Source organism: Paraburkholderia sp. FW306-02-B, assembly GCF_058782725.1.
The window spans coordinates 2,652,135-2,676,843 of record NZ_JBYSXZ010000002.1 but is presented as its reverse complement, the minus strand read 5'-3'; the positions used below and the strand labels follow the sequence as shown (position 1 = coordinate 2,676,843).

The window sequence follows — 24,709 nt, the reverse complement described above, 5'->3', positions numbered from 1 at the left end:
TGCCGGGGCACATCCCCCTACCGGTTTGCAAAAATATTTTTCGGTGAACCGACCAGCGAACCGACCAACAGCACGCCGGGCATGGCGCGCACGTCGAGTTTCGCGGCGGCGGCGAGCACACGCACGGCGGTATCCGGGTCGTGCGGGTCGACCAGCGCGGACACCCGGCGCTCGCCGGCGCTCCGCTCGGCGAGCCAGATGCGCCGGTGCGTGTAGCGCTGCAAGTCGGCCAGCGCGTCGCGCAAGCTCACGTTTTCGAAAGTCAGCGTGCCTTGTGCCCAGCCCGCGATGGCGGCGGCGTCGGTGGTCCGCGGCGTGCTCACGCCCAGCAGCGTGACATCGACCTCGTCACTGGGACTCAGCACGCGCGCCGCGGAGGGCTCGTCGCAGGCCGTGCAGCGCAGCGCGACACGGCTTTGCAGTACGGCGACACGCGAATGCCCGGCCAGCGCTTCGACCGTGAAGCGCGTGCCGAGCGCGGTGGCCTCGGCGTCGCTGGTACGTACCACGAAGGGTTTGGACGGGTCGTGCGCGACCTCGAACAGCGCGCGGCCGCGCAACAAACGGATATTGCGCGCAGTTGGCGTCAGCTCGACGGCGATCGCCGACTGGGCGTCGAGCGTGACGTTGGAGCCGTCGGCGAGTTCGACCGTGCGCACTTCGCCGATCGCGGTGGCGGCGTCGGCGAGCGCCAGCACCCGCAACGAGTCGCGGTACAGCAGCGCGCTGCCGGTGAGTAGGAAGGCCAGCACCGCGAGCGACATGATCGCGGTGCTGGATCTGTTGCGGCGCCGTTTGGCGCGGATCGCGCCGGCGTCGACCGCGGACAGCTTGTGCCAGATATCCAGCAGTTCGTCGTAGAGCTGCGCGTGCCGCGCATCGGCGGCATACCACGCTGAGAAAGCATGGCGATCCTGCTCATTGGGTTCACCACCGGTGTTCAGCACCACCCAGCGCGACGCAATTTCTTCGAGTTCATCCGGCCGCCGGTCGGATGCGGCGGCGCGTGCTGGGTTGCGCGGCGCGCGCGTGCCGTTCGAATTGCGGGTTGCCGATGTGCGGTCGTTCACGCCGCTAATCCTTCAACGCCATGCGGCAGGCCAGCAGCACTCGCATCATGTGCTTTTCGACGGCTTTCACCGAGATCGACATGAGCGCGGCGGTCTCGCTGTGGGTCTGGCCTTCGAGCTTATGAAGCAGGAAGGCCTGTTGTGCGCGCAGCGGTAGAGCGAGGATCGCGGCCTCAAGCCGTTTGACCGTCTGGCTGGCGACCGCTGTCTCGGCGACGTCCGGTGCGCTGTCGCCACTGCGCATGGCGGCGTAATCCTCGGTCATCGCACGCTGGCGCCGATTCTGCCGATGCCAATCCATCGCGACATTCGACGCCACCCGGAATACGTATCCCTTGATGCACTTGAGCGCCGCGGGCATTTCCGCGCCGACCAGCTTCAGATAAGTTTCCTGGGCACAGTCCTGCGCGGTTTCGCGTGAGCCGGTTCGATGCGACAGGAAGTCGACTAGCTCGGCGTAGTGCGAGATGAGGATTTGAGTGGATGGTTGCACGATGTGGAAACCAGCGGCGGTGAGCGGTTTTTGATGTGAATTACATAAAAATGCACGATAACGCAAATGACAATTATTCTCATTTATCGTCTGATGTCAAGTAAATGCAAGCTGGCCGATAGTTTGAGGTGACGAGCCGAGCCATACGCTCCGCAGCGAAATGTGCTTAAGGTTCTCTTAAGGAACAGCCTCAGATAGTTCGTGCTCGTCCGTTGATGACGCTGCCGCGAAGCGAACCCATCCGCGTTTCCCCCTTCCGTGATGAGCATCTGGAACGTGTCTTGACGCGCGCCGGCTGTGCTCTTCGTTGCGAGTCAGTACAGGACTATGTGTCGCACGATACCCTGACAAAGATCCTCGACGACACTGAAGAGCACATTGACTGGCTTGAAACGAGACTCGATTTGATCGCGAAGGTCGGCATTGAAAATTTCGTGCAATCCGCCATGTCAGAGATCGATGACTAAGGTGTAGACAGCAGCACTTGACTCGACAGACAGTGTCAGTTCATTTCGTCATTCCCGACTTGATAGCCGCCTTTCCGGGGCGAGGAGAAGGTCAAGCCCGAGGCCGCGAAGCGGTGCGCCAGCGGCGCAGGCTTGAGGTTCTCCTCGCCCCGGAAAACCATTCCCATGGTCGGGAGTGGACGATATCTCCGCTGACATTGTCTGGCCGGTCGAGTCCCAGCTAATACAACTAAGGCGCCTCGATAATATGTTCTGTGCCTATCTATGCTGCGCTGTTCATGAACAACCCTTAACATCGAGCGACGCTCAAATGAGGGCCGCGATAGTCAGGGTTCCGAACAAACAAGAGACGCTGGCCAGCCAGTTCCAGACTGTTCCCATGGGCAGGCCCGATGTAGGGCGGCAAGCAGAAAAGCACTGCAGATCCCCCGTGGCGGCACTGGACAGCATTCTTCGCAACACGTCGTTACGGGCGATCAACTGATGCTTGACGACCGCGAGTATGTGCAGCACAACCAGCCCTGCCAGCGGTGCGCAACTTGCGCGGTGTATGACGAAGAGTTTGTCGGTGAGCGCACCTTTCACGAATGGTGTGTGAATCTCGACCAGACCGAAAAACGAATAACCGTTCGGGACCATCAAGAAACCGCTCGCCAGCACGGCAAAGATCGTTATGTCGATCAACATGCGCACTCGGTGTGCCAGCGCACGCTGCACGTCGGATGCACCGGGAAGCGCGCGCGGCTCGATTCGCATGAACTTCCAGCACACCCGCAGCGGGAAAAGCACGATCAGCACCGTAGCGATGTGCCCTCGCGCACTCCGCGCTGGTGACAAGGCAGTCATTCTTCCGGCGGCGCTGCGCGCGCCGAGCGGTACTTCTCAACATCAGCTTCAACGGGAATCGCATGGCAGGGACGGGCTCGTTGCCTGCATTCCAACTTTGCCGATCCTCCTCGAAGCGCTTCCAGAAATCACAAAGCTAAGCGCCGCCAGCACCCAGACACCGACGCCGCCATACAGCATCACCCAGCCGAATCCCTCAATCAATGCCGCGTGAACAGCGCTGCCAGACGGGTCGAGCCGTGCTAACGCCGGAAGCCCCTGTCCGATGGCTTCGACGTTGCCAGCCGCGATCTTCTCCGCCAAGTGGCCGAGCGCCGCGGCGTCGAGCGTCGCCGGAAAGCGGGCCTTCAAATTGAACAGGATGCCAGTCACGAGTATCGCGCCCATCAACGCGATATTGATAGCGAGCGTAATCATCCGCGCGCTCATGTCGATGCCGGAAGCCATGCCCGCGCGTTCCACCGGAACCGAACCGGTCGTCGTGTTAGTCACAGGCGTGTTGGTCAAACCCAGTCCCGCGCCGGCAAGCAAACAGCCAGGCAGCATGTTCAACACGCCCGGATGCGCGGCGTTGCTGCCGTATTTCATCAGCATGAAGCCGAGGCCGATCGTAAACAGGCCCACAGGTATCGCGATTCCCGATCCGTAGCGCAGCGCAAGGCGCTCGCCGATCGGCGGAAACAGCAAGGTCGGCAACGTGTAGGCAAGCAGTGCAAGCCCGGCTCTCACGCTGTCATAGCCAAGACCGATCTGGAAATAGATCGGCAAATAAATCATGAACGGCCAGAAGCTGAAATTCATCCCCACTGAACCCATTAGCGCACCCGAAAAGTTTCGAATCCTGAACACCGAAAAATCGAACATGGGGCGAGCACTGAGTTGCTCCGCGAAGAGAAAGGCCACGAACGCGACCGCCGTCGCCGCCATGATGTAGACCGCGTGGGCGCTCGTGAAGCCGAGGTCCGAGCCCTGCGTGATGAAGTACACGAGACCGAAAACCGACAGCGAAAGCGTGACAATGCCAGCGACATCCAGCGTGTGGGCGTGCGGATCGCGCGATTCCTGCACGCCGTTGAAGACAAGCGTCAGCGTGACAATGGCGAGCAGCGCGTGGACCCAGAAGACCCATTGCCAACTCGACACCGCAACGATTATTCCGCCGATGATCGGCCCAAAGCCGAGCCCGATCCCGAAGATGATGCCCCACGCGCTGAACGCTTTGGCGCGCTCGGCGCCCTCGCTGAACTGGTGCGAGAGCACGGCCACCTGGCAGATCAGCATCGCGCCGCCGCTCGCGCCCTGCAACAGCCGCGCGACGATCAGCGTCGGCACGCTTTGAGCCAGGCCGCAGATCAGCGAGGTGATGCCGAACAGCGCGATGCCGACGACGAAAATACGTCTGCGGCCGAATCGATCCGCAAGCGTTCCTGTCGCCATGAGCACCGTTGTCACCGCGAGCGTATAGGCATTCATGATCCATTGCATGCCCTTGAAGTCGCCGTGCAAGACGCGTTCGAGGGTGGGCAGAATCACCGGCACGCTGGAGATTTCAAGGCCGAACATGAGCGAGGAAAGGCACACGGCGCCCAACGCGATCATGTTTTTGCGGACGGGTCGATACCTGGGCATACGAATTCACCTCGAAAGTCGATGGGCTTAGCCAACGTTGACTGCGTACTATAGAGGGAATTAAAGTCCCCATTGATGAACATATTTCCCAGAAATGCGTCCTCAGTGGAACCAATAAGGTGCATGTATGAGCGACATGCTCGATGGTGTGACGACGTTTGTCCGCGTGGTGGAAACGGGCAGTTTTGCATTGGCCGCTGAGCGCATGAACCTGACGCGCTCGGCCGTCGGCAAGGTGATTGTGCGGCTCGAAAAACGGCTCGGCGTGCGCTTGCTTCATCGCACGACCCGCAGCCAAAGTCTCACCGAGGACGGCCAGGCCTATTACGACCGCTGCGTGCGCGCGCTCGCCGAACTGGAAGCCGCCGAAGCCGATCTGGACTCGGGGCGGCGTGAACCTCAAGGTCGTTTGCGGGTGAGTGTGCCGCTTGCCTTCGGCCATCACTGCGTGGCGCCGGTGCTGCTCGGACTCGCGCGCAGACATCCGCAATTGAGGATCGACATTTCGATTTCTGATCGCTTTGTGGATCTGGTGGAGGACGGTTTCGATCTCGTTGTGCGGATTGGTCCGTTGATGGACAGTGTCAGCCTCGCTGCGCGGCGGCTTGGCGTGCAGTGTGCGAGCATCGGCGCGGCGCCTTCCTATCTGGCGCGGCACGGCACGCCGGCGAACGTTGATGAACTGCGCGGTCACCGGGTCATTGCTTACTCGCGAGCCGGGATCGCGGAGCCGTGGGACGTGCGGGATGTCGACGGGCAAATCCGCCGCGCGGATATTCAACCGCAACTCAGTTTCGACGATGTGCAGGGGATTGTTGATGCCGCGATTGCGGGATTTGGGCTGGCGTGGCTGCCGAGTTGGTTGCTCGCGCGGTATGTGAAAACGGGTGAGCTGGTGGCGGTCATGGAGAACTGTTTTCATCCTTCGCAGGAGATTCATGTGGTCTGGCCGAAGACGCGGTATTTGTCGTTGAAAACTCGCTGCGCGATTGATGCGCTTGTTGCCGAGATTCCCTCGATGCTCTTCGCTTGAGTTTGGTTGCCTTCGCGGGGCTTATGTCTGTGTGCCTACGGTGTTGGCCTTTCCTTGATTTGATATTGGTTTATTAGCGTCGCCCCTGTGCGGGGCAGGCACTTACTTTCTTTGCCGCCGCAAAGAAAGTAAGCAAAGAAAGCGGCTTCACACCGCTAGTTCTTAAGCGGGTCCCCTGGCCTGGAGGAGGTAGTGGAGCATCTGGAATCGGTGTTCTCGCGCATTCCGCGCTGGTGACAAGGCAGTCATTCTTCCGGCGGCGCTGCGCGCGCCGCAGCGGTACTTCATCAAACCGCCGGCCGTTTTCGCGTCAACTTTTCGCTCGACGCTTCCGGCGGCGCTTCTCAAAACCGATAGCGGGTATGTGCTTCCGGCATCATTCTTCCCGCTCCGCACTGCGTGCGTCGCGGATGGGGCTGCGAGGGAAACCCGTGGTTTCGCTTGTGCGTGGTGGTGGGGCCGTCGGCTTCGCCTTGGCGAGGCGCGCAAGTGTATGAGTGCGAGCCACCACCCCCGCGTGGGACGCTAGCGCGTCGGCGATGCATGGGGGAGACGAGGAGACACCGCGCCAAACCAGGCGAAGGCACCAAAGCCGGCTGACGGTTTTATGAGGACCCGCTGTGCCCAAACCGCCTGGCAGTTTGATGAAGTACCGCCACGGCGCGCGCAGCGCCGCCGGAAGCATGACGGCCTTGTCACTAAGGCGGAGTGTGCGAGAACACTGATTCCAGATGTTCCACTACCTCCTCCAAGCCAGGGGACCCGCTTAAGAATTGGCGGTGTGAAGCCGCTTTCTTTGCTTACTTTCTTTGCGGCGGCAAAGAAAGTAAGTGCCTGCCCCGCACAGGGGCGACGCTAATAGACCACCAGGAAATCAAGGAAAGGCCAACGCCGCAGGCACACAGACAATAAGCGCTGCGAAGGCAAACAGCACAGGGGCGAAGCTAACAGACCACCAGGAAATCAAGGAAAGGCCAACGCCGCTGGCACACAGAACAAGAAAAAGCCACCACCACAGGCACACAACCACCGACGGCAAACACTCAAAAATAGTAATACATCTGATTCGTATTAACAATAAAACCACATTCAAGTCATGTATAAGACATCTGATGAAAGACCTGGCGAGATAGCCTCTAACCCATACCTGGCGGGCTTCGGCCGCCTTTAGGGCGTCCCTGGGATATGTTTATCTAGCAGCGAGTACTGGAAAACACGCATATACTCACGTGCGGGCCGTAAAAAGTAGTGCCGCGGGTCGCGCGGCATTTGCGCCGTTCGTCGCAACCTCGCTGGCTCAGCGCTACCAACGCTCTGTCTTTCATTTCACCAAGCAAAGCATTAAACATGTCCACGCCAAAGATCATCTACACCCTTACCGACGAAGCGCCTGCACTGGCGACTTACTCGTTGCTCCCGATCGTCAAGGCTTTCACGCGCTCGTCCGACGTGATCGTTGAAACGCGTGATATCTCGCTTGCCGGCCGGATCATCGCTGCATTTCCGGATTATCTGACCGCGGAACAAAAGGGTTCCGACGATCTGGCGGAACTGGGTGCGCTCACCACGCGCCCGGAAGCGAACATCGTCAAGCTGCCGAACATCAGCGCGTCGGTGCCGCAACTGAAGGCCGCAATCACGGAACTGCGCGACCAGGGCTACAAGCTGCCGGCCTATCCGGACGAAGCGAAGACCGACGCTGAAAAAGACGTCAAGGCCCGCTACGACAAGATCAAGGGCAGCGCGGTGAACCCGGTGCTGCGCGAAGGCAATTCGGATCGCCGCGCGCCGTTGTCGGTCAAGAACTACGCACGCAAGCACCCGCACAAGATGGGTGCATGGAGCGCGGACTCGAAGTCGCACGTGGCGCACATGAGCAGCGGCGATTTCTACGGCAGCGAAAAATCCGCGCTGATCGCGGCGGCCGGCAGCGTGAAGATCGAATTGACGGCTACTGACGGCACGAAAACGGTCCTGAAAGAAAAAACGGCCGTGCAGGCGGGCGAGATCATCGACGCTTCGGTGATCAGCAAGAACGCGTTGCGCAGCTTCATCGAAGCAGAGATCGCCGATGCGAAGAGCAAGGGCGTGCTGTTCTCCGTGCACCTGAAAGCCACCATGATGAAGGTGTCGGATCCGATCATCTTCGGTCACGTGGTGTCGGTGTTCTACAAGGATGTACTGACCACGCACGCGGACGCATTGGCGCAAGTGGGCTTCAATCCGAACAACGGCATCGGCGATCTGTACGCGCGCCTGAAAGATCTGCCGGCCGAAACGCGTGAAGCGATCGAAGCGGATATCAAGGCGCAGTATGAACAGCGCCCGCCGCTGGCGATGGTCAATTCGGACAAGGGCATCACGAGCCTGCACGTGCCGAGCGACGTGATCGTCGACGCGTCGATGCCGGCCATGATTCGCGAGTCGGGCAAAATGTGGGGCGCGGACGGCGCACTGCACGACGCCAAAGCGGTCATTCCGGACCGTTGCTACGCAGGTGTCTACCAGGCTGTGATCGAAGACTGCAAGAAACACGGCGCGTTCGACCCGGTCACGATGGGCACCGTGCCCAACGTCGGCCTGATGGCGCAAGCCGCGGAAGAATACGGTTCACATGACAAGACGTTCCAGATTCCGGCGAACGGCGTGGTTCGCGTGATCGATACGGCGGGTCAGGTTCTGCTCGAGCAACCGGTCGAAGCAGGCGACATCTGGCGCATGTGCCAGGCCAAGGACGCACCGATCCAGGATTGGGTCAAGCTCGCGGTGAACCGCGCACGCGCTACCGGCACGCCCGCTATTTTCTGGCTGGACGCGGCTCGCGCGCATGACGCGCAGATCATCAGGAAGGTCGAGCAATACCTGAAGGATCACGACACCAGCGGTCTGGATATCCGCATCATGACGCCGGTCGAAGCGACCCGTTTCTCGCTCGAGCGCATTCGCGCCGGCAAGGACACGATTTCGGTCACCGGCAACGTGCTGCGCGACTACCTGACCGACCTGTTCCCGATCATGGAACTGGGCACCAGCGCGAAGATGCTGTCGATCGTCCCGCTGATGGCGGGTGGCGGCATGTTCGAAACCGGTGCCGGCGGTTCGGCGCCGAAGCACGTTCAGCAACTGGTCGAAGAGGGTTTCCTGCGTTGGGATTCGCTCGGCGAATTCCTCGCGCTGGCTGCGTCGCTCGAACACCTGAGCAATGCTTATCACAACCCGAAGGCGGCGGTTCTGGCCAGGACGCTGGATCAGGCGACCGGCAAGTTCCTCGATAACGACAAGTCGCCGGCGCGCAAGGTTGGCGGTATCGACAATCGCGGCAGCCACTTCTACCTGGCGATGTACTGGGCCGAGGCGCTCGCTGCGCAAACCGAAGACGCGGCGCTGCAGGCGCAGTTCGCCGGCGTTGCGAACGCGATGGCCGACAACGAAGCGAAGATTCTCGAAGAGTTGGGCGCAGCGCAAGGCAAACCGGTGGATATCGGCGGCTACTATCGTCCGAGCGTTGAACTGACGAGCAAGGCAATGCGCCCGAGCTCGACGTTGAACAAGATCGTGGACGCTGTCGCCTAAAGCACTGAAGGCGGTCAACACGACGATGGCGCTCGTGAGCGCCATCGTCGCTGCCACTTGCACGTGGACGGCCGGCATGCCTGCCGTCATCACACGTGAACGATTTCCCAATCGCTGATTTTTTCCGGAATCTCGAGCGTCGACGTGTCGACCTCGGACAGATGCGGGCAGGTCAAGCCGCGCGCGAGGTCGTCGGCCGCATGTTGCGGGCTGGAAAACTCACCGAGCGTCTCGTTGCCGAAGGTTGCCTCCCAACCATCCTGTCCCGGCAAAATGTAGAACGCTCCCTGCGTCGAACCAAAACGAAAGCCTTTCATTTTTAGTCTCCCAATTGCCAATAAAAACCGCGATGTCGTGGCGGCTTCTTGCGGGCGGCGGGGACAAGCTCAGCAGCGTTTTCGTCCTATCCGTTTCGACCCGACCGCGTGAAGCGCTAACTCATGTAAAAGAGTCTACGTCAGCAGCTCGCGTCGCAAGGCGTTGTTAGACGGTTCATTCGATCAAAAAATATCATTTAAAAACAATTATATGCGCGTGTCATTTTGCGATGTGCAACGTGGGGCGACATTACGAAATGGCAAATTTGTGCCTTGCACCACGATTTTTTACAGCGCAAGGCGTCATGCCACATCGTGAAATTTTGGTTGATTGGTGTGACCTAAGCCATCGCGGAGTCAAGGTGAAGCGCAATCCCGCGCGCCATTCCGTTCGACAAGAACCCTGCTGAGAAAAGCCAGTATCACGCTGTTGAACTGATCCGGTCTTTGCAGTGGCGCGAAGTGGCTCACGCCAGCAAGCAGAATCAATTCCGCGCCGGGAATGCTGCGGGCGAGATAGTCGGCATGTTCGTGTTTGATGAATTCGTCATGCTCGCTTTGCACGATCGCAACCGGCACACGGATCTCAGCCAGATCGCGCGCGGAATAATTGGGCTCGGTTTTCATCATCTCGCTGACCGCGCCGACAAACGCATTGAAGTCGTCCGGCGTGGCCGAGAGTTGCGCATAGTCTTTGGCATGCCGGCTGAAACACCGGTCGATGACCGGGCTCGGCGTGAATTCCCTGGTACCGCTGGGGTCCATGTTGCAGCCAAAGAAAAATACGCCCGCCACTCGCTCGGGGGCTTTCATGCCGAGGATCATGGCGACGCATGCGCCATCGCTCCAGCCCACGATGGCCGCTCGTTCAAGCTGCAATGTGTCCATCACGGCCAGAACGTCGGACGCCATCAACTCGTACATGTAGGGCCGTGAATCGCGCGTACTGCGGCCATGGCCGCGGCTATCGATGAGTACAACGCGATGCCCCGAGCTGACCAGCGCGGGTACCTGATAGCCCCAGTTGCCGCTATGGCCGAGACCGCCATGCAGCAGAATCACCGGAGAGCCGGTTCCGTATGTCATATACAGGATGCGCGCACCATCGTGCTCCACGTAGCCCTGGTCGCTCGAGGCAGGCAGAGGTGCGGCGCCATGCGCGTCGAAATGCTCGAGGTTGTCGTCGTAGGATTTCATGTTGTGCCTGGTTCCGGTTGTCTCGCGATCTGCTGGAGAGGAGTGCCATGCGGTCTGACGCATCCCTGCGGATTCTAGCTTTGTCCATGCGATGCCGGGTGCGGTGTCGATGCGTCGTCTTTAGCGATGCGTTGTCTGTTCGAGTCCGTGTCGCGTCGTCGCATTGCCCGCCGTCGACGAGCGCGGAGTGTCGGCCGCTTCAAACCGCGCATACCGGCCAACCTTTCTGAACCATTTCATTGCAAAAGTCGCCAAAGACGACGCTAGCCCTGCATGACCGCTTTACCTATACTCATCTCACTCTGGAAGGCACCCCCAACTGCTGTCACACGAACAACACGGAGCCTCACATGCCTGTAGCATTGCGAAACGCGGCCTTGGCATTCCTGACCTGCTCCATGTTGAGCGCCACCGTCTACGGACAAGACGACGCCAGATGCAATGCCGCACATTGCCATCCCCGCGGCCAACTCCTCGATCAACGCACCACACTACGCCTGAGCGCAGCGGCATTCTCGAAGCTGCTGGCTTCGACCGCCTCCGGCCAGCAACTCGCCCAGCTCGCCGGCGCCCCCGCTTGCAACGTGGAGATCGTGTATCTCCGCTACCGCACAATCGGCGCCGCAGGGGAGCCGACCACCGCCAGCGCCGCCCTGATGATTCCTGGCGGACGTCCGGCTTGTGGCGGCCGGCGCCCGCTCATGCTCTACGCGCACGGCACCACCGCCTATCGCAACTACAACATCGCCGACGTGACGCAAAGAGATCCTGCCAACGGAGATGGCGCGTCGGAGGGCATCAGCGTCGCTGCCATGTACGCAGCCCAAGGCTATATCGTGGTAGCAAGCAACTACGCGGGCTATGCCGGCTCCGATTTGCCGTACCACCCCTACCTGAACGCCGACCAGCAAGCGGCCGATATGATCGACTCGCTTCGGGCGGCGCGCATCGCCTTGAGCGAAGCGAAGACGGAAAGGCCGGAGCGGTCGGAAAGAAAAACGCGGGAAAACGGCAAGCTCTTTGTCACCGGTTATTCGCAAGGCGGCTTCGTTGCCATGGCGACGCATCGTGCGCTGCAAGCCGCGGGCGTCACCGTGACAGCTGCCGCGCCGGGATCGGGACCCTATGCGCTCGCCGCCACGGCCGACGCGCTGATCGAAGGCGAAGTGAACCTGGGCTCGACGCTGTTCACGACGCTGATCGTGACGGGCTACCAGCATGCGTACCAGAACCTCTATCGCAAGCCCGGCGACTTTTACGAAGCTGCCTATGCGCCCGGCATCGAGAATCTGCTGCCCAACGTGAGGCCGCTCGACACCCTGTTTGCGAAGGGGAAGCTGCCTGCGACGCAACTCTTCAGCAGCGTCCCTCCCGCCCCGCAGTTTGCCTCGATGACGCCGCCGACTTCGCCGCCCCTCGTGCCTCCCGCACTGACGCCGCTGTTTGCTTCAGGGTTCGGCAGCGCAAACCTCGTGCGCAACGAGTATCGCCTGAGCCTTCTCGAAGACGCATCCGTCAATCCCGATGGCGCCTTCCCCGATGCAACCGTGGCCCTGGCACCTGCTGCCAATCCGACCCACCCCTTGCGTCAGGCATTCAAGCGAAACGATTTGCGAAACTGGCTTCCGCGTTCGCCGGTTCTGCTCTGCGGAGGGCAGTCGGATCCCACGGTGTTCTTCTTCAATGCACAGATCGAACAGGCCTACTGGCTGAACGCCAAAGTGCCGGCGGGGCTCACGTCCGTGCTGGATGTCGATTCTCCGATCTCCGGGCCCAACGACGTCTACGCGCCGATCAAGCAAGGTTTTGCGCTCGCCAAATCGACGCTCGCCAGCCAGGCCGTTGCCGCAGGCGCCACCGACGGCGGCGCCTCCGCGGTGCTTCAGGCCTACCATGGCGAACTCGTCGCGTCGTCCTGCATGGTCGCCGCACGGGCGTTCTTCGCGAACTTCTAGGCGCGCCGCCGAGATTCGAACCGCTTGGCGGACTTTATCGGCCGAACAGCGGCAATCGACCGGCAATCGACCGGCAAGCGGCGGCGTTCCGAAGGTGACGGGCCATCGTGGCACGCTTTTTTTCGCTGTCACATCGAACCTGCTTTTCGGCTGTTGCTTCCCTATACTTTGAACAACTGAGGCAGCAAGCCAATCAACTGATCATTGATCGTGCTTTCAGATCGATCGAGAGCGAACACGCGACGATCTGTTCCTCACGGCGCAGCGACACCTCGAGTGCGTTGCATCGCGGGAGCGCCAATCTGGAGCGAGACATGAGCCAGTCAGTATCCGCCAGGGCCAAGGCTGGCCATCCCGGCGAACCCGCACCTCACCGGCCGGCGATGCCCGCGCTCGCACTTGCGGCGCTGGGTATCGTGTATGGCGACATCGGCACCAGCCCGCTCTATACGCTGCAGACGGTGTTCGATCCGGCCAATGGACTCACACTGAATGCGCTGAACGTGGTCGGCATTGTGTCGTTGATCTTCTGGTCGTTGACTGTCGTTGTCTCGCTCAAGTATGTCGCGCTGATTCTGCGCGCGAACAATCACGGCGAGGGCGGCATCATGGCGCTGCTGGCGCTCGCTGCTTCGTCAGTGGCGACACGGCCACGGCTGCGTCATACGCTGCTGGGCGTCGGCATCATGGGCGCAGCGCTCTTCTACGGCGACAGCGTGATCACGCCGGCAATCTCGGTGCTGAGCGCGGTCGAAGGTCTGGAGGTCGCCGCGCCGTTTCTGAAGACGTACGTGATACCGGTGACACTGGTCGCGCTGGTCACGCTGTTCCTGATGCAGAAGCGCGGCACAGCCGGCATCGGTAATATCTTCGGGCCTGTGATGGTGCTCTGGTTCATCGTGCTTGCCGTGGTGGGCGTCGTCAATATGACGAGGGCGCCCGCGATACTGGTTGCGCTCGATCCGTTCACCGGGCTCGCATTCTGCCTGCGTCACCGGTGGCTGGCCTTCGTTGCGTTGGGTGCGGTCGTGCTGTCGCTGACGGGCGCCGAGGCGCTGTATGCCGACATGGGACATTTCGGCGCGAAGCCGATCAGGTTGACCTGGTTCGGCCTGGTGTTCCCGGCGCTCGCGTTGAACTACCTGGGGCAGGGCGCGTTGCTGCTTGCCGATCCGGGGGCGCTGCAGAATCCGTTCTACCGGCTGTTCCCGCAATGGGCGCTGTATCCGATGATCGTGTTGTCGACGATCTCGACCGTCATCGCGTCCCAAGCCGTCATTTCGGGTACGTATTCGATGACGAAGCAGGCGATGCAACTCGGCTTCCTGCCGCGCATGAACGTCGTCTATACATCGGAAAGGGAGATGGGGCAGATCTACGTGCCCGGTATCAACTGGACATTGCTTGCTGCCGTCGTGGCCGCGGTGCTCGGCTTCGGCTCATCGACGGCGCTCGGCTCCGCATACGGTATCGCCGTGACCGGCACGATGCTGATCACAACAGTTCTCACGTTCTTCGTCGTGCGCTACGCGTGGCATTACAACTGGCTGCTGTGTGTTTTCGCCACCGTATTTTTCTTCGTCATCGACGCAACGTTCTTCTCCGCGAATCTGCTGAAGCTGATGCAGGGCGGCTGGTTCCCGCTTCTGGTCGGGCTGATCATCTACACGATCATGGCGACATGGGGGCGCGGCTGGGAGATGATGCGAGCCGAAGCGCGCGTGAGGGCCGGGACGACGCCTCTCAAGCCGTTCCTGGCGAAGCTGCTGGCCCGCTCGCCGATGCGGGTCGGCGGTACGGCGATCTTCCTGTCGGCTGATCCTGATGGTGTGCCGCACTCGCTGATAAACAATCTGATGCACAACCGCGTGCTGCACGATCGGGTGGTTTTCGTGACGGTGAATAATGAGGAGATACCGTGGGTTCCGGCGAGCGAGCGAGTGACCGTGCACCCGCTCGACTCGGACTGCTACCAGATCACGATCACCTATGGCTTCATGGATGAGGTCGATCTGCCGCGCGCGCTGAAGGCGTCGGGTCTCACCTTCGAGTCAGCGGAGACGTCTTATTTCCTCAGCCGGGCGACCGTGGTGCCCACGCGCGACAGCGGCATGGCGATGTGGCGCGAGCGGCTGTTCGCGGTCATGCTGCACAACGTCGGCAACGTCGCGGCTTATTTGAAGCTGCCTGCCAATCGGGTCATCGAGTTGGGCGCACGTGTGGAAATCTGATGCGCCAAGCCTCACGCGGCGCGCGTCTCGGGATTCGGGGCCGCGTGCCCGCGTCAGCGCGGCTTGTTCGCCGCGCCTTCGGCCGCAGCGCGCAGGCGTTCTTCCTGGGCCTGCAGCTCGGGCGTGAATTCGGCACCGAAATCGGCGGCCTCGAACAGCGGGCGAATTTCGATCTCCGATTCGCCTTCCATGGGGTTGGGGCAGCGCCTGACCCATTCGACGGCTTCCTCCATCGACTTGACTTGCCACAGCCAGAACCCGGCAACGAGTTCCTTGGTTTCTGCGAACGGTCCGTCGATCACGGTCCGCTGGCTGCCCGAGAAGCGCACCCGTTTGCCTCTTGCGCTCGGGTGCAAGCCCTCGCCCGCGAGCATCACGCCGGCCTTGACGAGTTCTTCATTGAAATTGCCCATTGCGGTAAGCAGCTCCGTGCTGGGCATTTTGCCGGCCTCCGACTGGCTGGTAGCCTTCACCATCACCATGACTTTCATCGTCGTTTCTCCTTGAGTGAGTTGTGGGAGCCGTATGGCCCCGGGCCCCGAAGTCGATTCAGGATCGACGGGCGGCTCTGATACTACGACGAATCGGGCTACCTGAAATCGACGCCGATTTCAAAAGATTGGGTGCACGCGCATGTCATTCCCTCGGTCTTCTCATTGGGATTGGCGTACCGGGAGAGATAGCCCTGACATCCGCGCATCGCACATCGCGTATTGCGCGGAGAGCGTTTTGTCGGGATGCCGGAGTCTGCGGGAAGGTAGCTGCCTCGGTGGCACGCGCCGTCGTTGCCTTGGGCCGTGCCGTTGCCGCCGGCACCTAGTGCATGACCATTCTGAATTCGTCGAGACCCAGCTTGATGGGCTCCGCCGGCTTGAAAGATTGCTTGAGCTCCGCCACCTTCAATATTTCAAGCTGCGCGTCTTCGAATGCGATCAGAAGGTCCATCCGCCGTCTGCTCGCGGCTCCGCAATATCTGATCAGTGCCTCAGCGCTCACCTCGAAGATCTGGGCGCGATCGTCGAAGCAGACACGAAAGGCGACGGTCGCGCATTCCGTGACACGGGGTCTGAATCCTTCATCGACATATACCGACATGGCGATCTCCCAACATACGCCCGAACTGTCAGTATGACGGAGCGTCAATTTCCGATGTGTGGGAAAACCGGCATTAGTCGCGAAGTGGTCGTCCAGCGCGTCCGGGTGAATACACTGAAGCAGTCGGCGCGCGACTTCCGTACAGGCATTCGTGGCCGGGCTGAATCGGGTCGAAATCCGGCTCAGCCCGGCAGACTCACGAGATTGCCAGCCATGCTGCCGCATTGCCGGGAAGCCGGCCCGATGCGATCAGCGGCTCGCTGGATATGAGCAACTCGCCCGCGGCAATGTCGTGGGCTGCATGCCGAAATGGGTCGCGGAGCGCAGCTTGCCGTTGTCGATAAAAATAGTAACCAGATGGGCGGCTAGCTCAGTGGCAACGCGACTATTACCGCGCGCGCCGTCAGAAACGGTGGATCATCGCGACGCGATAAACCATCTGGTTTTCACTTGTGGACAGATCGGCTGCGGCCGGATTATCCGCAAAGTCGAACGCCGTACCCGTGTGCGCGCTGACCACGTGCTTCTGCGCGGCGATTGTCGTAGGCGCGTCTTCGAGGCTGTAGTGGCCCACCCCGGCCAGCCAGGACGCTCGCAGAGCGGAGAGGCGCCTTGGTTCGCCGTATCGGCGAGCGCGAATAGTTAGCCCTGCGAATTGACTTGCCCAGCATTGCGACAGGCAAACCAGCGCCGCAACGTCCTGGGCTCCTGCACGATCTCGGCGATCTCGGCGACTTCGCGCCACCACCGCTCACCGCGATGCGGCGCGGCCAGATCCAGCCGCTCGCCCATGCGCGGCGTCGCGAGCGGAATGCCGCGCGCGGCGGCGAGCCCCATCACGCGCTCGAACGGTTCCTGCCAGCGATGCATCGCCAGATCGAACGTGCCGTTGTGAATCGGCGCCAGCCAGCGGCCGCGCAGATCGAGGTGCGCCTGGACGGTTTCGTCCGGCTGCATGTGCACGTACGGCCATTGGGCGTCGTAGGCGCCCGTTTCGAGCAGCGTCACGTTGAATGGACCGAGCCGCTCGCCGATAGTCCTGAAACCGTCGAAGTAGCCCGTGTCGCCGCTGAAGAACACGCGCAGATCGCTGTCGACGATGACCCACGAGGCCCACAAGGTGCTGTTGCCGTCGAAAAGACTGCGGCCGGAGAAATGCTGGGCAGGTGTCGCCGTGAACGCCACACCGTCGATCTCTACATCCTGCCACCAGTCGAACTGGCGCACCTTCGACGCGTCGATACCCCACTCGATCAGTCGGTCGCCGACACCCAGCGGCGTCAGAAACACGCTCGTTTTACTGGCGAGTGCAAGCACCGTCTCGCGGTCCAGGTGGTCGTAGTGGTCATGCGACAGAATCACGCCGCGCAGTGGCGGCAAGTCGGCGAGCTCAATGGGCGGTGCATGAAAGCGTTTTGGACCGAACCGCTTGAACGGCGATGCACGTTCGGCGAAGACCGGGTCGGTCAGCCAGAACTGACCGCGCAGTTTGAGCAGCATGGTCGAATGCCCGAGGCGATACAGGCTGCGCTCAGGCGCCGCGTCAAGCTGTTCGCGTGTCAGCGCATCGACGGGCAGGGTGCTTGCGGGCGCAGTGCCGTCCGGTTTGTTGAGCAACACATTCCACGCGATGCTCAACATTTTGCCGATTCCTTCGACGGGCCGCGGCTTGACGTTACGAAAGCGCTCGCCGTCATGCTGTGCTGACGAGTCGAACAATTCACGCCCGCGTCGCGCTGCCGTCATGCCCAAAGCGCGGCGGATAGAAGCGGTGAAAGATGTCATGTAAGGCGTCCCGATGCAGAAAGTAGACTATGCAGTGTAGTTTATTGCCAAAAAAAGTAAACTGCCCGGTGTAAAATTTAGCTATGAATACCAGTGATACCCGTCTACGCCTGACCGATCGCAAGCGCGCCGCCGTGATCAGCGCGGCTATCGAAGAATTTCTCGGCGCCGGCTTCGACGCAACCAGCATGGACCGCATCGCAGCCCGCGCGGGCGTCTCAAAGCGCACGGTCTACAACCATTTTCCAAGCAAGGAAGCGCTGTTCGCAGCCATCCTGCGGCAGTTGTGGGAATCGAGTGATACGGCAGAGGTGCCCGCTTATTCCGGCTCTCAGCCGTTGCGCGCGCAATTGCTCCAGTTGCTGTTGAAAAAGCTGAGTCTTTTAAATGACGAGGCATTCCTGTCGCTCGCGCGCGTTGCGATTGCGGCAGGCATTCATTCGCCGGAGCGCGCGCGCGACATGGTGGCCCGCATGGGTGAGCGCGAAGAAGACCTGACTGTGTGGATACGTGCAGCCGCTGCCGATGGCCGTCTCAAGACATCGGACCCAATGTTCGTCTCGCAGCAGTTGCAGGGCCTCGTGAAAGCGTTCGCTTTCTGGCCGCAGGTGACGATGGGGCAGCCGCCTCTCAGCAAAGAGGAACAGAAGCAGGTAGCGGAATCCGCCGCCGATATGTTTCTTGCGCGCTATGCATGATTGGTGCGCGACGCGGGGCTGTCCAGCCTGGTGAAGTGCGTCATGACATTAGGGTTTATACTTATTTCGACGGGCGATTTTCTGAATTCCCGCCCGGTTTGCTCTCGGGCCGCGTCTTAAGAAAACGCTTCATCGCCTCCGCTACAGCAGGCCGCTAGCCGGAAGAACCTACTCAGGCCCCCACTTATGAAATCGCTTATTACAGCAGCAATTGCCGCCACCGTTCTCGCGCCGGCCGTTTTCGAATGGCTCTCGCGGCTTCCCGACGCAATCCGGGATGCGTTGAAGACCCGCGCTGAGGTCAGCGCGCTCATGGCCGAAGCGTATCGTCGTCAGCGTTGAAACGAATCGGCGCTGTCGGCGTCAGTTCGTCGACCAGCGCGGTCGTCGCGACTTGGTGCGGCATCGTGACGAGCGCGCCGTGAAGCTTGGTCAGGCGGACGCCCTTGCCAGCTTCTCGTCCGCTACGGTTTGGCCGCGCAACCGGTCATATTCGGCTTTGCCGATAGGAACGGCGTCGGGCTCGCCGAGCTGGCTCATCGGGATGCGATACGTCTCGCGTGCGCTCCATGCCGCGAGCGCCGCGATGATCGTCACGCCCAGCGTGATCGAGCCGACGGTGAGCGGAACGTTGGCCGATCCCGGCGGCGCGACAGTCGCGAACAGCGCTGGCAGCAGTGCGGTAATGAGCGTGCCGATGTTCTGCGCGATCGCCATTGCCGAAACGCGGGAGCGCGTCGGGAAGAGTTCCGGGTAGAAGCTCGGGAAGATCGCGTTATAACCCTGGTAGACGACGCCCCACATCAGCAGCGACATGATGAACGCGAGTGGCATGTTGTGAATGCTGATCGCGTAGAGATAACCGAACGAAAGCAGCCCCGAGCCGATCGCGCCGACCGCGATCGGCAATTTGCGGCCGATGCGATCCGACAGATTGCCGACGAACGGAATCACCAGCACCGCGACGATATTGCCGACGACTGGAATCCACAGATACACGCTCTTGTGAAAGCCGATACCGTATGCGGCCTGCACCGCGTAGGCCGCGCCGAAGATCGTAGCGACGACAGGGATCACGTTCATCAGCGCCATGCAGACAACGCGGATCATGTCCTTCCAACCGTACTTGAACGCTTCCCTGATCGGCGCCTTCGGCACTTCCGCTTCGCCGGCTTCCTTGGTAAACGCGGGCGTTTCCTCGACTTCACGGCGGATGATGTAGCCCGCGACCAGTACGCCAGCGGAGAGCAGGAACGGAATGCGCCAACCCCACGAATTGAACGCGTCTTCCGGCATGAAATACGCGAGCGGCAGGAAGACGGCCGCGGCGAGAATCTGCCCGGCCTGCACGCCCTGCAGCGTGAAGCTTGCGTAATACCCCCGGCGGCCGAAGGGCGCGTGCTCGAGAATCATTGAACTCGCGCCGGAGATTTCGCCGGCCACCGCGAAGCCCTGGATCAGACGCACGATGACGAGAAGCGTCGGGGCCAGCATGCCGATCTGGTGGTACGTCGGCAGGAGACCGACGGCCATCGTCGATGCGCCCATCAGGAACATGCACACCAGGAGCACGGTTTTGCGGCCGTGCGTGTCGCCCCAGTGTCCGAGGAAGAACGCGCCGATCGGCCGTGCAACGTAACCGACGCCATAGGTTGCCAGCGACGCGATGATCGCCACTTTCGGATTGCCTGACGGAAAGAACAACTGCGGGAAGATCAGCGCCGCGGCCTGCGCATAAATGAAGAAATCGTAGTACTCCAGCGCCGAGCCGATCCAGCCGCTCGCGGTCGCCTTTCTGGTCTGCTTGCGATGATGTAGCACGTCGTCCGGGCTGGATGCTCCTTGCGATTGGGCTTCCATGTCGTCTCCGAAATTGGCTTGTTGAGGCCGGGCGTTCTTCGGCTTCTTTGTTCCGATAGGCAGCGCGCGGTCGGTGAGGTACTGGGACCCATATTGATCCAAGTCCGTTGTGTGTGGAATAGTCTCCCATAGGGTGTGGGACGAAATTCCACTCGGTGTTTACCCGTCGGGTGACACGCAAACGGAGACAGGCATGGCAAGTCCTTCGCGGGAATGCAGCTACCCGGGCGCTCTGGATCGAGGATTGGCAATCATCGAATTGCTGGCGCAAAGCGCGGGCGGATTGCCGCTGAGCGCTATGTCAGAAGATCTGCGGATTCGCCGCAGTGCAACGCACCGGCTGCTGACTGACGCGGTGAAGGTGTTCCCCGGCAGCTTCGGAACCTTCGCCGGCCTGAAGACGGCTGGCTCAGCGTAAGTACTCGATCAGGATTGCAAATCGATTGTCGGCGCTGTACGCGGTGGGTACGACTGACCATGAAGGTCCCGGCGCAGTTGGTGCCAGCGGCAAGACAGCACAGGCGGCGGGCCGTGCGCCGATGCCCGCTCGCTAACGGTAGCGCCAGGCCAACGTGCGCTCATAGGAGAAGGACATGTCACGGAAAAATCGCCCGTTGTCGCTTGCCGCATTGACGGTCATCGAATTGACGCCGCCGCGGATGGTCCAGTGCGCAGCTGATGCCGGCTACGATTTCGTCGGCTTGCGGCTTCTACCCGCCACGGATCAAGAGGTGCGTTACGACTTCGTTGGCGATACGCCATTGAAACGCGAGGCGCTCGCGCGCCTGAAGGACACCGGTGTGGGCGTGCTCGATACCGAGATCCTGCGCCTCAAGCCCGATACCGATGTGGCGGCCTACAAGCCGATGCTCGAAACGGCGGCTGAGCTTGGCGCGCGCTACGTGCTCGTCGCGGGCAACGATCCCGACGAAGCGCGTACCGCCGATAACCTGGCGAAGCTATGCGACCTCGCCGCGCCCCTCGGACTCACGCCGTCGATCGAACCGATGCCATGGACCGACGCCAGCAACATCACGCAGGCCGCGCGTATCGTGAAGGCAGCGGGGAGGGCGAATATTGGACTGCTCGTCGATCCGATCCACTTCGATCGCGCAGGCTCGTCGACCGACGAACTGCGTGCGTTGCCGCGCGAATACTTCCGCTACCTGCAGTTTTGCGACGCACCTGCCGAGCGTCCGAAGGACCTCCAAACGCTGCTCTATCAGGCGCGTTGCGAGCGGCTGATTCCGGGCGAGGGTGGCCTCGATCTGGCCGGAATCCTGCGTGCGTTGCCGGACGATCTGCCGATCAGCATCGAAGTGCCGATGGAAGGCTGGGGGAAGACGGCGAAGGCCACTGAGCGGGCGCGGAAGCTTCGCAAAGCTACCCTTGCCGTACTCGAGACGACATACGGTCCAGACTGATCGTACTCAATGAGGGCATCCAAACAGTCAGTGGCACGTGATTCCATTGCCTAAAATCAGGTTACGCGCAGAACGCTTTCGAGCAACGCGATCGCTGTAGCGTTCGCGGTCTGTCTGCGCGTGTGAATCCCGACTCGTACCAATCGTAAGGGGAATCGTCATGGCAACTTATGTGGTTCTTGCACAATTCACTGATCAAGGTATACGCAACATCAAAAACAGCCCACAGCGGGCCGGTCTGGCGATGGAGCTGGCCAAGAGTTTTGGCTGCGAAATGAAAGAGATCTACTGGACGTTGGGCCAATATGACATTGTCACGATCGTGGAAGCACCGGATGAGCAAAGCTTCACGTCATTCGGCTACGCGCTCGGCTCCGCAGGCAATGTCCGCACACAAACGCTCCGTGCGTTCACGAAGGACGAATTCAGCGCGAGTCTTGCCAGACTCCCGTAAATTACGCCGGCATCCGGCACGCGAACCGTTTTCTTTCCGCGACAGTTTCTCTGGAGGTCACTATGAAAGCGAAGGTAAACGACAGCGATGAGGTGCGCGCTTTCGTGCAAACGGCCGAGCAGTCTGGCGCCTATGTCTGGGTCATCACGCTGGTCGACTTTGGGGCACAAAAGGTCAAACGTTCGCTCGTTTCGGACGAAACATACGCCATGCGCGCTGCTGCTCAAGACGCCGGCGACGCTTATCTGAAAGCGCTGGAGGAAGACCGGTAGCCAGGCCGGCGGGCGCCTTGTTTTCGTAAGTGGACAGACTAAAGTTGGATCAGAGGCAGAGGGCCGGAAGAGGAGCAAGCCAATGTCCACTACGCAAGATCATTCTGGATCGCCTTTCGCGGTGTCTGTCGACGCAGGTCGCTACCGCGTCACTCGGCCAGCAAGTGCGAGCGACGTGATAGAACTGCTGGAGAGAACAAATATCCAGATCGTCGATCTGAAATTCACCGACTTACCCGGGCTCTGGCAGCACTTCTCGATCACACTTCCGGAAGTTCACCCGGACCTCTTTGGCGCCGGCATCGGCTTCGACGGCTCGTCGATTCGCGGCTTTCAGGAGATCCACGAATCGGACATGCTGCTCAGACCCGATCCGGCGACCGCCTTCGTCGATCCGGTTTGCGACACGCCGACTCTATCGCTCATCTGCGACGTGGTCGATCCGGTGTTGCAGCAACCGTATTCGCGCGATCCGCGCTATGTGGCGAAAAAAGCGGAAAACTACCTGCGCCAGACCGGTATGGCGACGACGTGCTATTTCGGACCCGAACTGGAGTTCTTCATTTTCGACTCCATCCGCTTCGGCCAGGACCAGCATTGCGGCTTCTACTATGTCGAGTCGGCCGAGGGCGACTGGAACGCAGGTCGCGACGAGGGCGCGTACGGCGGTGGCAATCTCGGCTACAAACAGCGCTACAAGGAGGGTTATTTCCCGGTGCCGCCTCACGACACGCTGCAGGAGATCCGCTCGGAGATCGCGTTGACACTGCAGCAGGCCGGTGTACAGATTGAAGTGCATCACCACGAGGTAGCGACAGCAGGCCAGAACGAGATCGACATGCGCTTTGCAACGCTCACGCGCATGGCCGACAACGTGATGATCTACAAGTATGTCTGCAAGAACGTCGCGCGCCGGCATGGAAAAGTGGCAACTTTCATGCCGAAGCCGCTGTTTGCCGACAATGCGAGCGGCATGCATTGTCACCAGAGCCTGTGGAAAGACGAACAGAATCTGTTTTACGACGCAAGCGGTTGGGCGCTGACGTCCGACATGTGCCGCTGGTACATCGGCGGCTTGCTGCAACACGCGCCCGCGCTAATGGCTTTTTGCGCGCCCACCACCAATTCGTACAAGCGCCTGGTCCCGGGGTATGAGGCGCCGGTCAATCTGGCAATGTCACAGCGCAACCGTTCGGCCGCGGCGCGCATCCCGATGTATTCGGATTCGCCGAATGCGAGGCGCGTCGAGTTCCGCTGTCCGGACCCGTCGGCCAATGCGTACCTCGCTTTTGCGGCGATGCTGATGGCCGGTCTCGACGGGATTGAAAACAGGACCGATCCGGGCGATCCGCTCGACCGGAACATTTACGACCTTCCGCCCGAAGAAGCCAGCCACATCCGGCAGGTCCCGGGCTCGCTCGACGCGGCGCTCGCGGCACTGGAGGCCGATAATGCGTTTTTGCGCAAAGGCGATGTTTTCACCGAAGATGTGATCGAGACCTGGATCGAATACAAGCGCAAACGCGAGATCGACGCGATCAAACTGCGTCCGCATCCCTGGGAGTTTTACCTGTATTTCGATACTTAAAATAACTGGCGAGCCGGTCATGACCCGCCTGGGAGGTTTCGTATTGACGATACGCAGTGCAGCGGCCGCCAGAGATCGTGCAAACAGGTTGCCGCCCGGCACCGCGTCGGGGTGACTATACTCAAGGAGGTCGCCTTTGATTCAGGTGTGCCAGGCTTCGGGCGGTAAGCGCCGAACGGGATGTCACCGCGGCCAGGCCTGGTTGCCGGGAGAAACGTATGTTCAAGCATCTGCTGGTGCCGACCGACGGCTCGGCGCTCTCTGAAGCCGCCATTCACATGACGGTGACGCTCGCCGTGGAAAGCGGAGCCAAAGTCACGGGGCTCCATGTCATTCCGGAATTTCGCGTTCTTGCGTATGGCACGGAGATGATCGCGGACAATGAGGAGCGCGTCATTCAGGCTGCCCGGCAGCGTGCGGATGACTACCTCGCGGTCATCACCCGAGCGGCTGCGCAAGCAGGTGTCGAGTGCGACACGGTTGCCATGAATCGTGCCCATCCTTACGAGGCGATTATCGGCGTTGCGGAACAGCGCAACTGTGATCTCATCGTCATGGCCTCCCACGGTCGAAGCGGCATGCGGGCATTTTTGCTCGGCAGCGAGACCCAGAAGGTCCTGACGCACAGTCAGATCCCGGTCCTCGTCGTCCGGCAGTCGACGAAAACCGGCCACGGCGCGACTTGAGACCGTTGAACGTCTCGGGAGTCGCGCCGCGCCGGT

The 24,709-nt window shown here is 60.9% G+C and carries 23 protein-coding genes and 1 pseudogene; 13 read left to right on the top strand and 11 right to left on the bottom strand.

The features are described from left to right. Positions 1-17 precede the first annotated feature (17 nt). Positions 18-1,070: a FecR family protein gene (locus tag AC3WOG_RS33315; RefSeq protein WP_492581987.1), complete on the bottom strand. Its 1,053-nt coding sequence runs from the start codon at positions 1,068-1,070 to the stop codon at positions 18-20. Between the two features lie 4 nt (positions 1,071-1,074). Next, a complete protein-coding gene (locus AC3WOG_RS33310; RefSeq protein WP_492581986.1) occupies positions 1,075-1,563 on the bottom strand; it encodes an RNA polymerase sigma factor in 489 nt (162 codons plus the stop codon). A 308-nt stretch (positions 1,564-1,871) separates the two neighbouring features. On the opposite strand from AC3WOG_RS33310, the pseudogene AC3WOG_RS33305 reads away from it, so the two are divergent. After that, positions 1,872-2,030, top strand: a pseudogene (locus tag AC3WOG_RS33305) (ferritin-like domain-containing protein); the annotation flags it as partial. 306 nt (positions 2,031-2,336) lie between these two features. On the opposite strand, the gene AC3WOG_RS33300 reads toward AC3WOG_RS33305, so the two are convergent. Together AC3WOG_RS33300 and AC3WOG_RS33295 are read right to left on the bottom strand one after the other, a co-directional pair. Then, on the bottom strand, positions 2,337-2,828 hold the full coding sequence (locus tag AC3WOG_RS33300) for a cytochrome b (RefSeq protein WP_492581985.1): 492 nt from the start codon (positions 2,826-2,828) through the stop codon (positions 2,337-2,339). 96 nt (positions 2,829-2,924) lie between these two features. Further along, positions 2,925-4,505, bottom strand: coding sequence for an MFS transporter (locus tag AC3WOG_RS33295; RefSeq protein WP_492581984.1), 1,581 nt, complete (start codon positions 4,503-4,505; stop codon positions 2,925-2,927). A gap of 127 nt (positions 4,506-4,632) precedes the next feature. Here AC3WOG_RS33295 and AC3WOG_RS33290 point away from each other — a divergent pair, with 127 nt between their 5' ends. Together AC3WOG_RS33290 and AC3WOG_RS33285 are read left to right on the top strand one after the other, a co-directional pair. Beyond that, positions 4,633-5,538, top strand: a complete 906-nt coding sequence (locus AC3WOG_RS33290) for a LysR family transcriptional regulator (RefSeq protein WP_492581983.1) — start codon at positions 4,633-4,635, stop codon at positions 5,536-5,538. A gap of 1,347 nt (positions 5,539-6,885) precedes the next feature. Next, the gene (locus AC3WOG_RS33285) at positions 6,886-9,111 is read left to right on the top strand and encodes an NADP-dependent isocitrate dehydrogenase (RefSeq protein ID WP_492581982.1); all 2,226 of its coding nucleotides are present in this window, start codon (positions 6,886-6,888) and stop codon (positions 9,109-9,111) included. Positions 9,112-9,200: 89 nt separating this feature from the next. Here the strand turns inward: AC3WOG_RS33285 and AC3WOG_RS33280 are convergent, their stop codons facing one another. Together AC3WOG_RS33280 and AC3WOG_RS33275 are read right to left on the bottom strand one after the other, a co-directional pair. Further along, complete coding sequence (locus AC3WOG_RS33280; RefSeq protein ID WP_492581981.1) at positions 9,201-9,428, bottom strand: hypothetical protein; 228 nt, start codon at positions 9,426-9,428, stop codon at positions 9,201-9,203. Positions 9,429-9,785: 357 nt separating this feature from the next. Continuing rightward, complete coding sequence (locus tag AC3WOG_RS33275) at positions 9,786-10,625, bottom strand: alpha/beta fold hydrolase (RefSeq protein WP_492581980.1); 840 nt, start codon at positions 10,623-10,625, stop codon at positions 9,786-9,788. A 350-nt stretch (positions 10,626-10,975) separates the two neighbouring features. Here AC3WOG_RS33275 and AC3WOG_RS33270 point away from each other — a divergent pair, with 350 nt between their 5' ends. Next, positions 10,976-12,580 carry an alpha/beta hydrolase family protein gene (locus AC3WOG_RS33270; protein WP_492581979.1) on the top strand — a complete coding sequence of 535 codons (1,605 nt, stop codon included), beginning with the start codon at positions 10,976-10,978 and terminating at the stop codon, positions 12,578-12,580. 314 nt (positions 12,581-12,894) lie between these two features. Further along, complete coding sequence (locus AC3WOG_RS33265) at positions 12,895-14,811, top strand: potassium transporter Kup (protein WP_492581978.1); 1,917 nt, start codon at positions 12,895-12,897, stop codon at positions 14,809-14,811. A 53-nt stretch (positions 14,812-14,864) separates the two neighbouring features. Here AC3WOG_RS33265 and AC3WOG_RS33260 read toward each other — a convergent pair whose 3' ends face one another. The 4 genes from AC3WOG_RS33260 to AC3WOG_RS33245 all read right to left on the bottom strand — a co-directional run bounded on the left by AC3WOG_RS33260 (position 14,865) and on the right by AC3WOG_RS33245 (position 17,691). Next, positions 14,865-15,302 carry a YciI family protein gene (locus tag AC3WOG_RS33260; RefSeq protein WP_492581977.1) on the bottom strand — a complete coding sequence of 146 codons (438 nt, stop codon included), beginning with the start codon at positions 15,300-15,302 and terminating at the stop codon, positions 14,865-14,867. 325 nt (positions 15,303-15,627) lie between these two features. Further along, positions 15,628-15,906: a DUF1488 family protein gene (locus tag AC3WOG_RS33255; protein WP_492582537.1), complete on the bottom strand. Its 279-nt coding sequence runs from the start codon at positions 15,904-15,906 to the stop codon at positions 15,628-15,630. Positions 15,907-16,309: 403 nt separating this feature from the next. After that, on the bottom strand, positions 16,310-16,480 hold the full coding sequence (locus AC3WOG_RS33250; protein ID WP_492581976.1) for a hypothetical protein: 171 nt from the start codon (positions 16,478-16,480) through the stop codon (positions 16,310-16,312). A 68-nt stretch (positions 16,481-16,548) separates the two neighbouring features. Beyond that, on the bottom strand, positions 16,549-17,691 hold the full coding sequence (locus AC3WOG_RS33245) for an MBL fold metallo-hydrolase (RefSeq protein WP_492581975.1): 1,143 nt from the start codon (positions 17,689-17,691) through the stop codon (positions 16,549-16,551). Between the two features lie 83 nt (positions 17,692-17,774). Here AC3WOG_RS33245 and AC3WOG_RS33240 point away from each other — a divergent pair, with 83 nt between their 5' ends. Next, positions 17,775-18,389 carry a TetR/AcrR family transcriptional regulator gene (locus tag AC3WOG_RS33240; protein WP_492581974.1) on the top strand — a complete coding sequence of 205 codons (615 nt, stop codon included), beginning with the start codon at positions 17,775-17,777 and terminating at the stop codon, positions 18,387-18,389. 186 nt (positions 18,390-18,575) lie between these two features. Continuing rightward, entirely contained in the window at positions 18,576-18,731 is a 156-nt protein-coding gene (locus tag AC3WOG_RS33235) for a hypothetical protein (protein WP_492581973.1), read from the top strand. Between the two features lie 90 nt (positions 18,732-18,821). Here AC3WOG_RS33235 and AC3WOG_RS33230 read toward each other — a convergent pair whose 3' ends face one another. Beyond that, a complete protein-coding gene (locus AC3WOG_RS33230) occupies positions 18,822-20,249 on the bottom strand; it encodes an MFS transporter (protein WP_492581972.1) in 1,428 nt (475 codons plus the stop codon). A 193-nt stretch (positions 20,250-20,442) separates the two neighbouring features. Between AC3WOG_RS33230 and AC3WOG_RS33225 the strand changes: the two genes are divergently transcribed. From AC3WOG_RS33225 to AC3WOG_RS33200, 6 genes are all read left to right on the top strand, one after another. Next, positions 20,443-20,667: a helix-turn-helix domain-containing protein gene (locus AC3WOG_RS33225; RefSeq protein WP_492581971.1), complete on the top strand. Its 225-nt coding sequence runs from the start codon at positions 20,443-20,445 to the stop codon at positions 20,665-20,667. Between the two features lie 175 nt (positions 20,668-20,842). Then, positions 20,843-21,673 (top strand): sugar phosphate isomerase/epimerase family protein, encoded by an 831-nt coding sequence (locus AC3WOG_RS33220; protein ID WP_492581970.1) that lies wholly within the window; start codon positions 20,843-20,845, stop codon positions 21,671-21,673. A 160-nt stretch (positions 21,674-21,833) separates the two neighbouring features. Further along, positions 21,834-22,127, top strand: coding sequence for a GYD domain-containing protein (locus AC3WOG_RS33215; protein WP_492581969.1), 294 nt, complete (start codon positions 21,834-21,836; stop codon positions 22,125-22,127). Between the two features lie 62 nt (positions 22,128-22,189). Next, positions 22,190-22,399: a hypothetical protein gene (locus AC3WOG_RS33210; protein ID WP_341316786.1), complete on the top strand. Its 210-nt coding sequence runs from the start codon at positions 22,190-22,192 to the stop codon at positions 22,397-22,399. Between the two features lie 82 nt (positions 22,400-22,481). Further along, a complete protein-coding gene (gene glnA / locus AC3WOG_RS33205) occupies positions 22,482-23,987 on the top strand; it encodes a type I glutamate--ammonia ligase (RefSeq protein WP_492581968.1) in 1,506 nt (501 codons plus the stop codon). Positions 23,988-24,205: 218 nt separating this feature from the next. Further along, the gene (locus AC3WOG_RS33200) at positions 24,206-24,673 is read left to right on the top strand and encodes a universal stress protein (RefSeq protein ID WP_492581967.1); all 468 of its coding nucleotides are present in this window, start codon (positions 24,206-24,208) and stop codon (positions 24,671-24,673) included. The last annotated feature ends 36 nt before the right edge of the window (positions 24,674-24,709 follow it).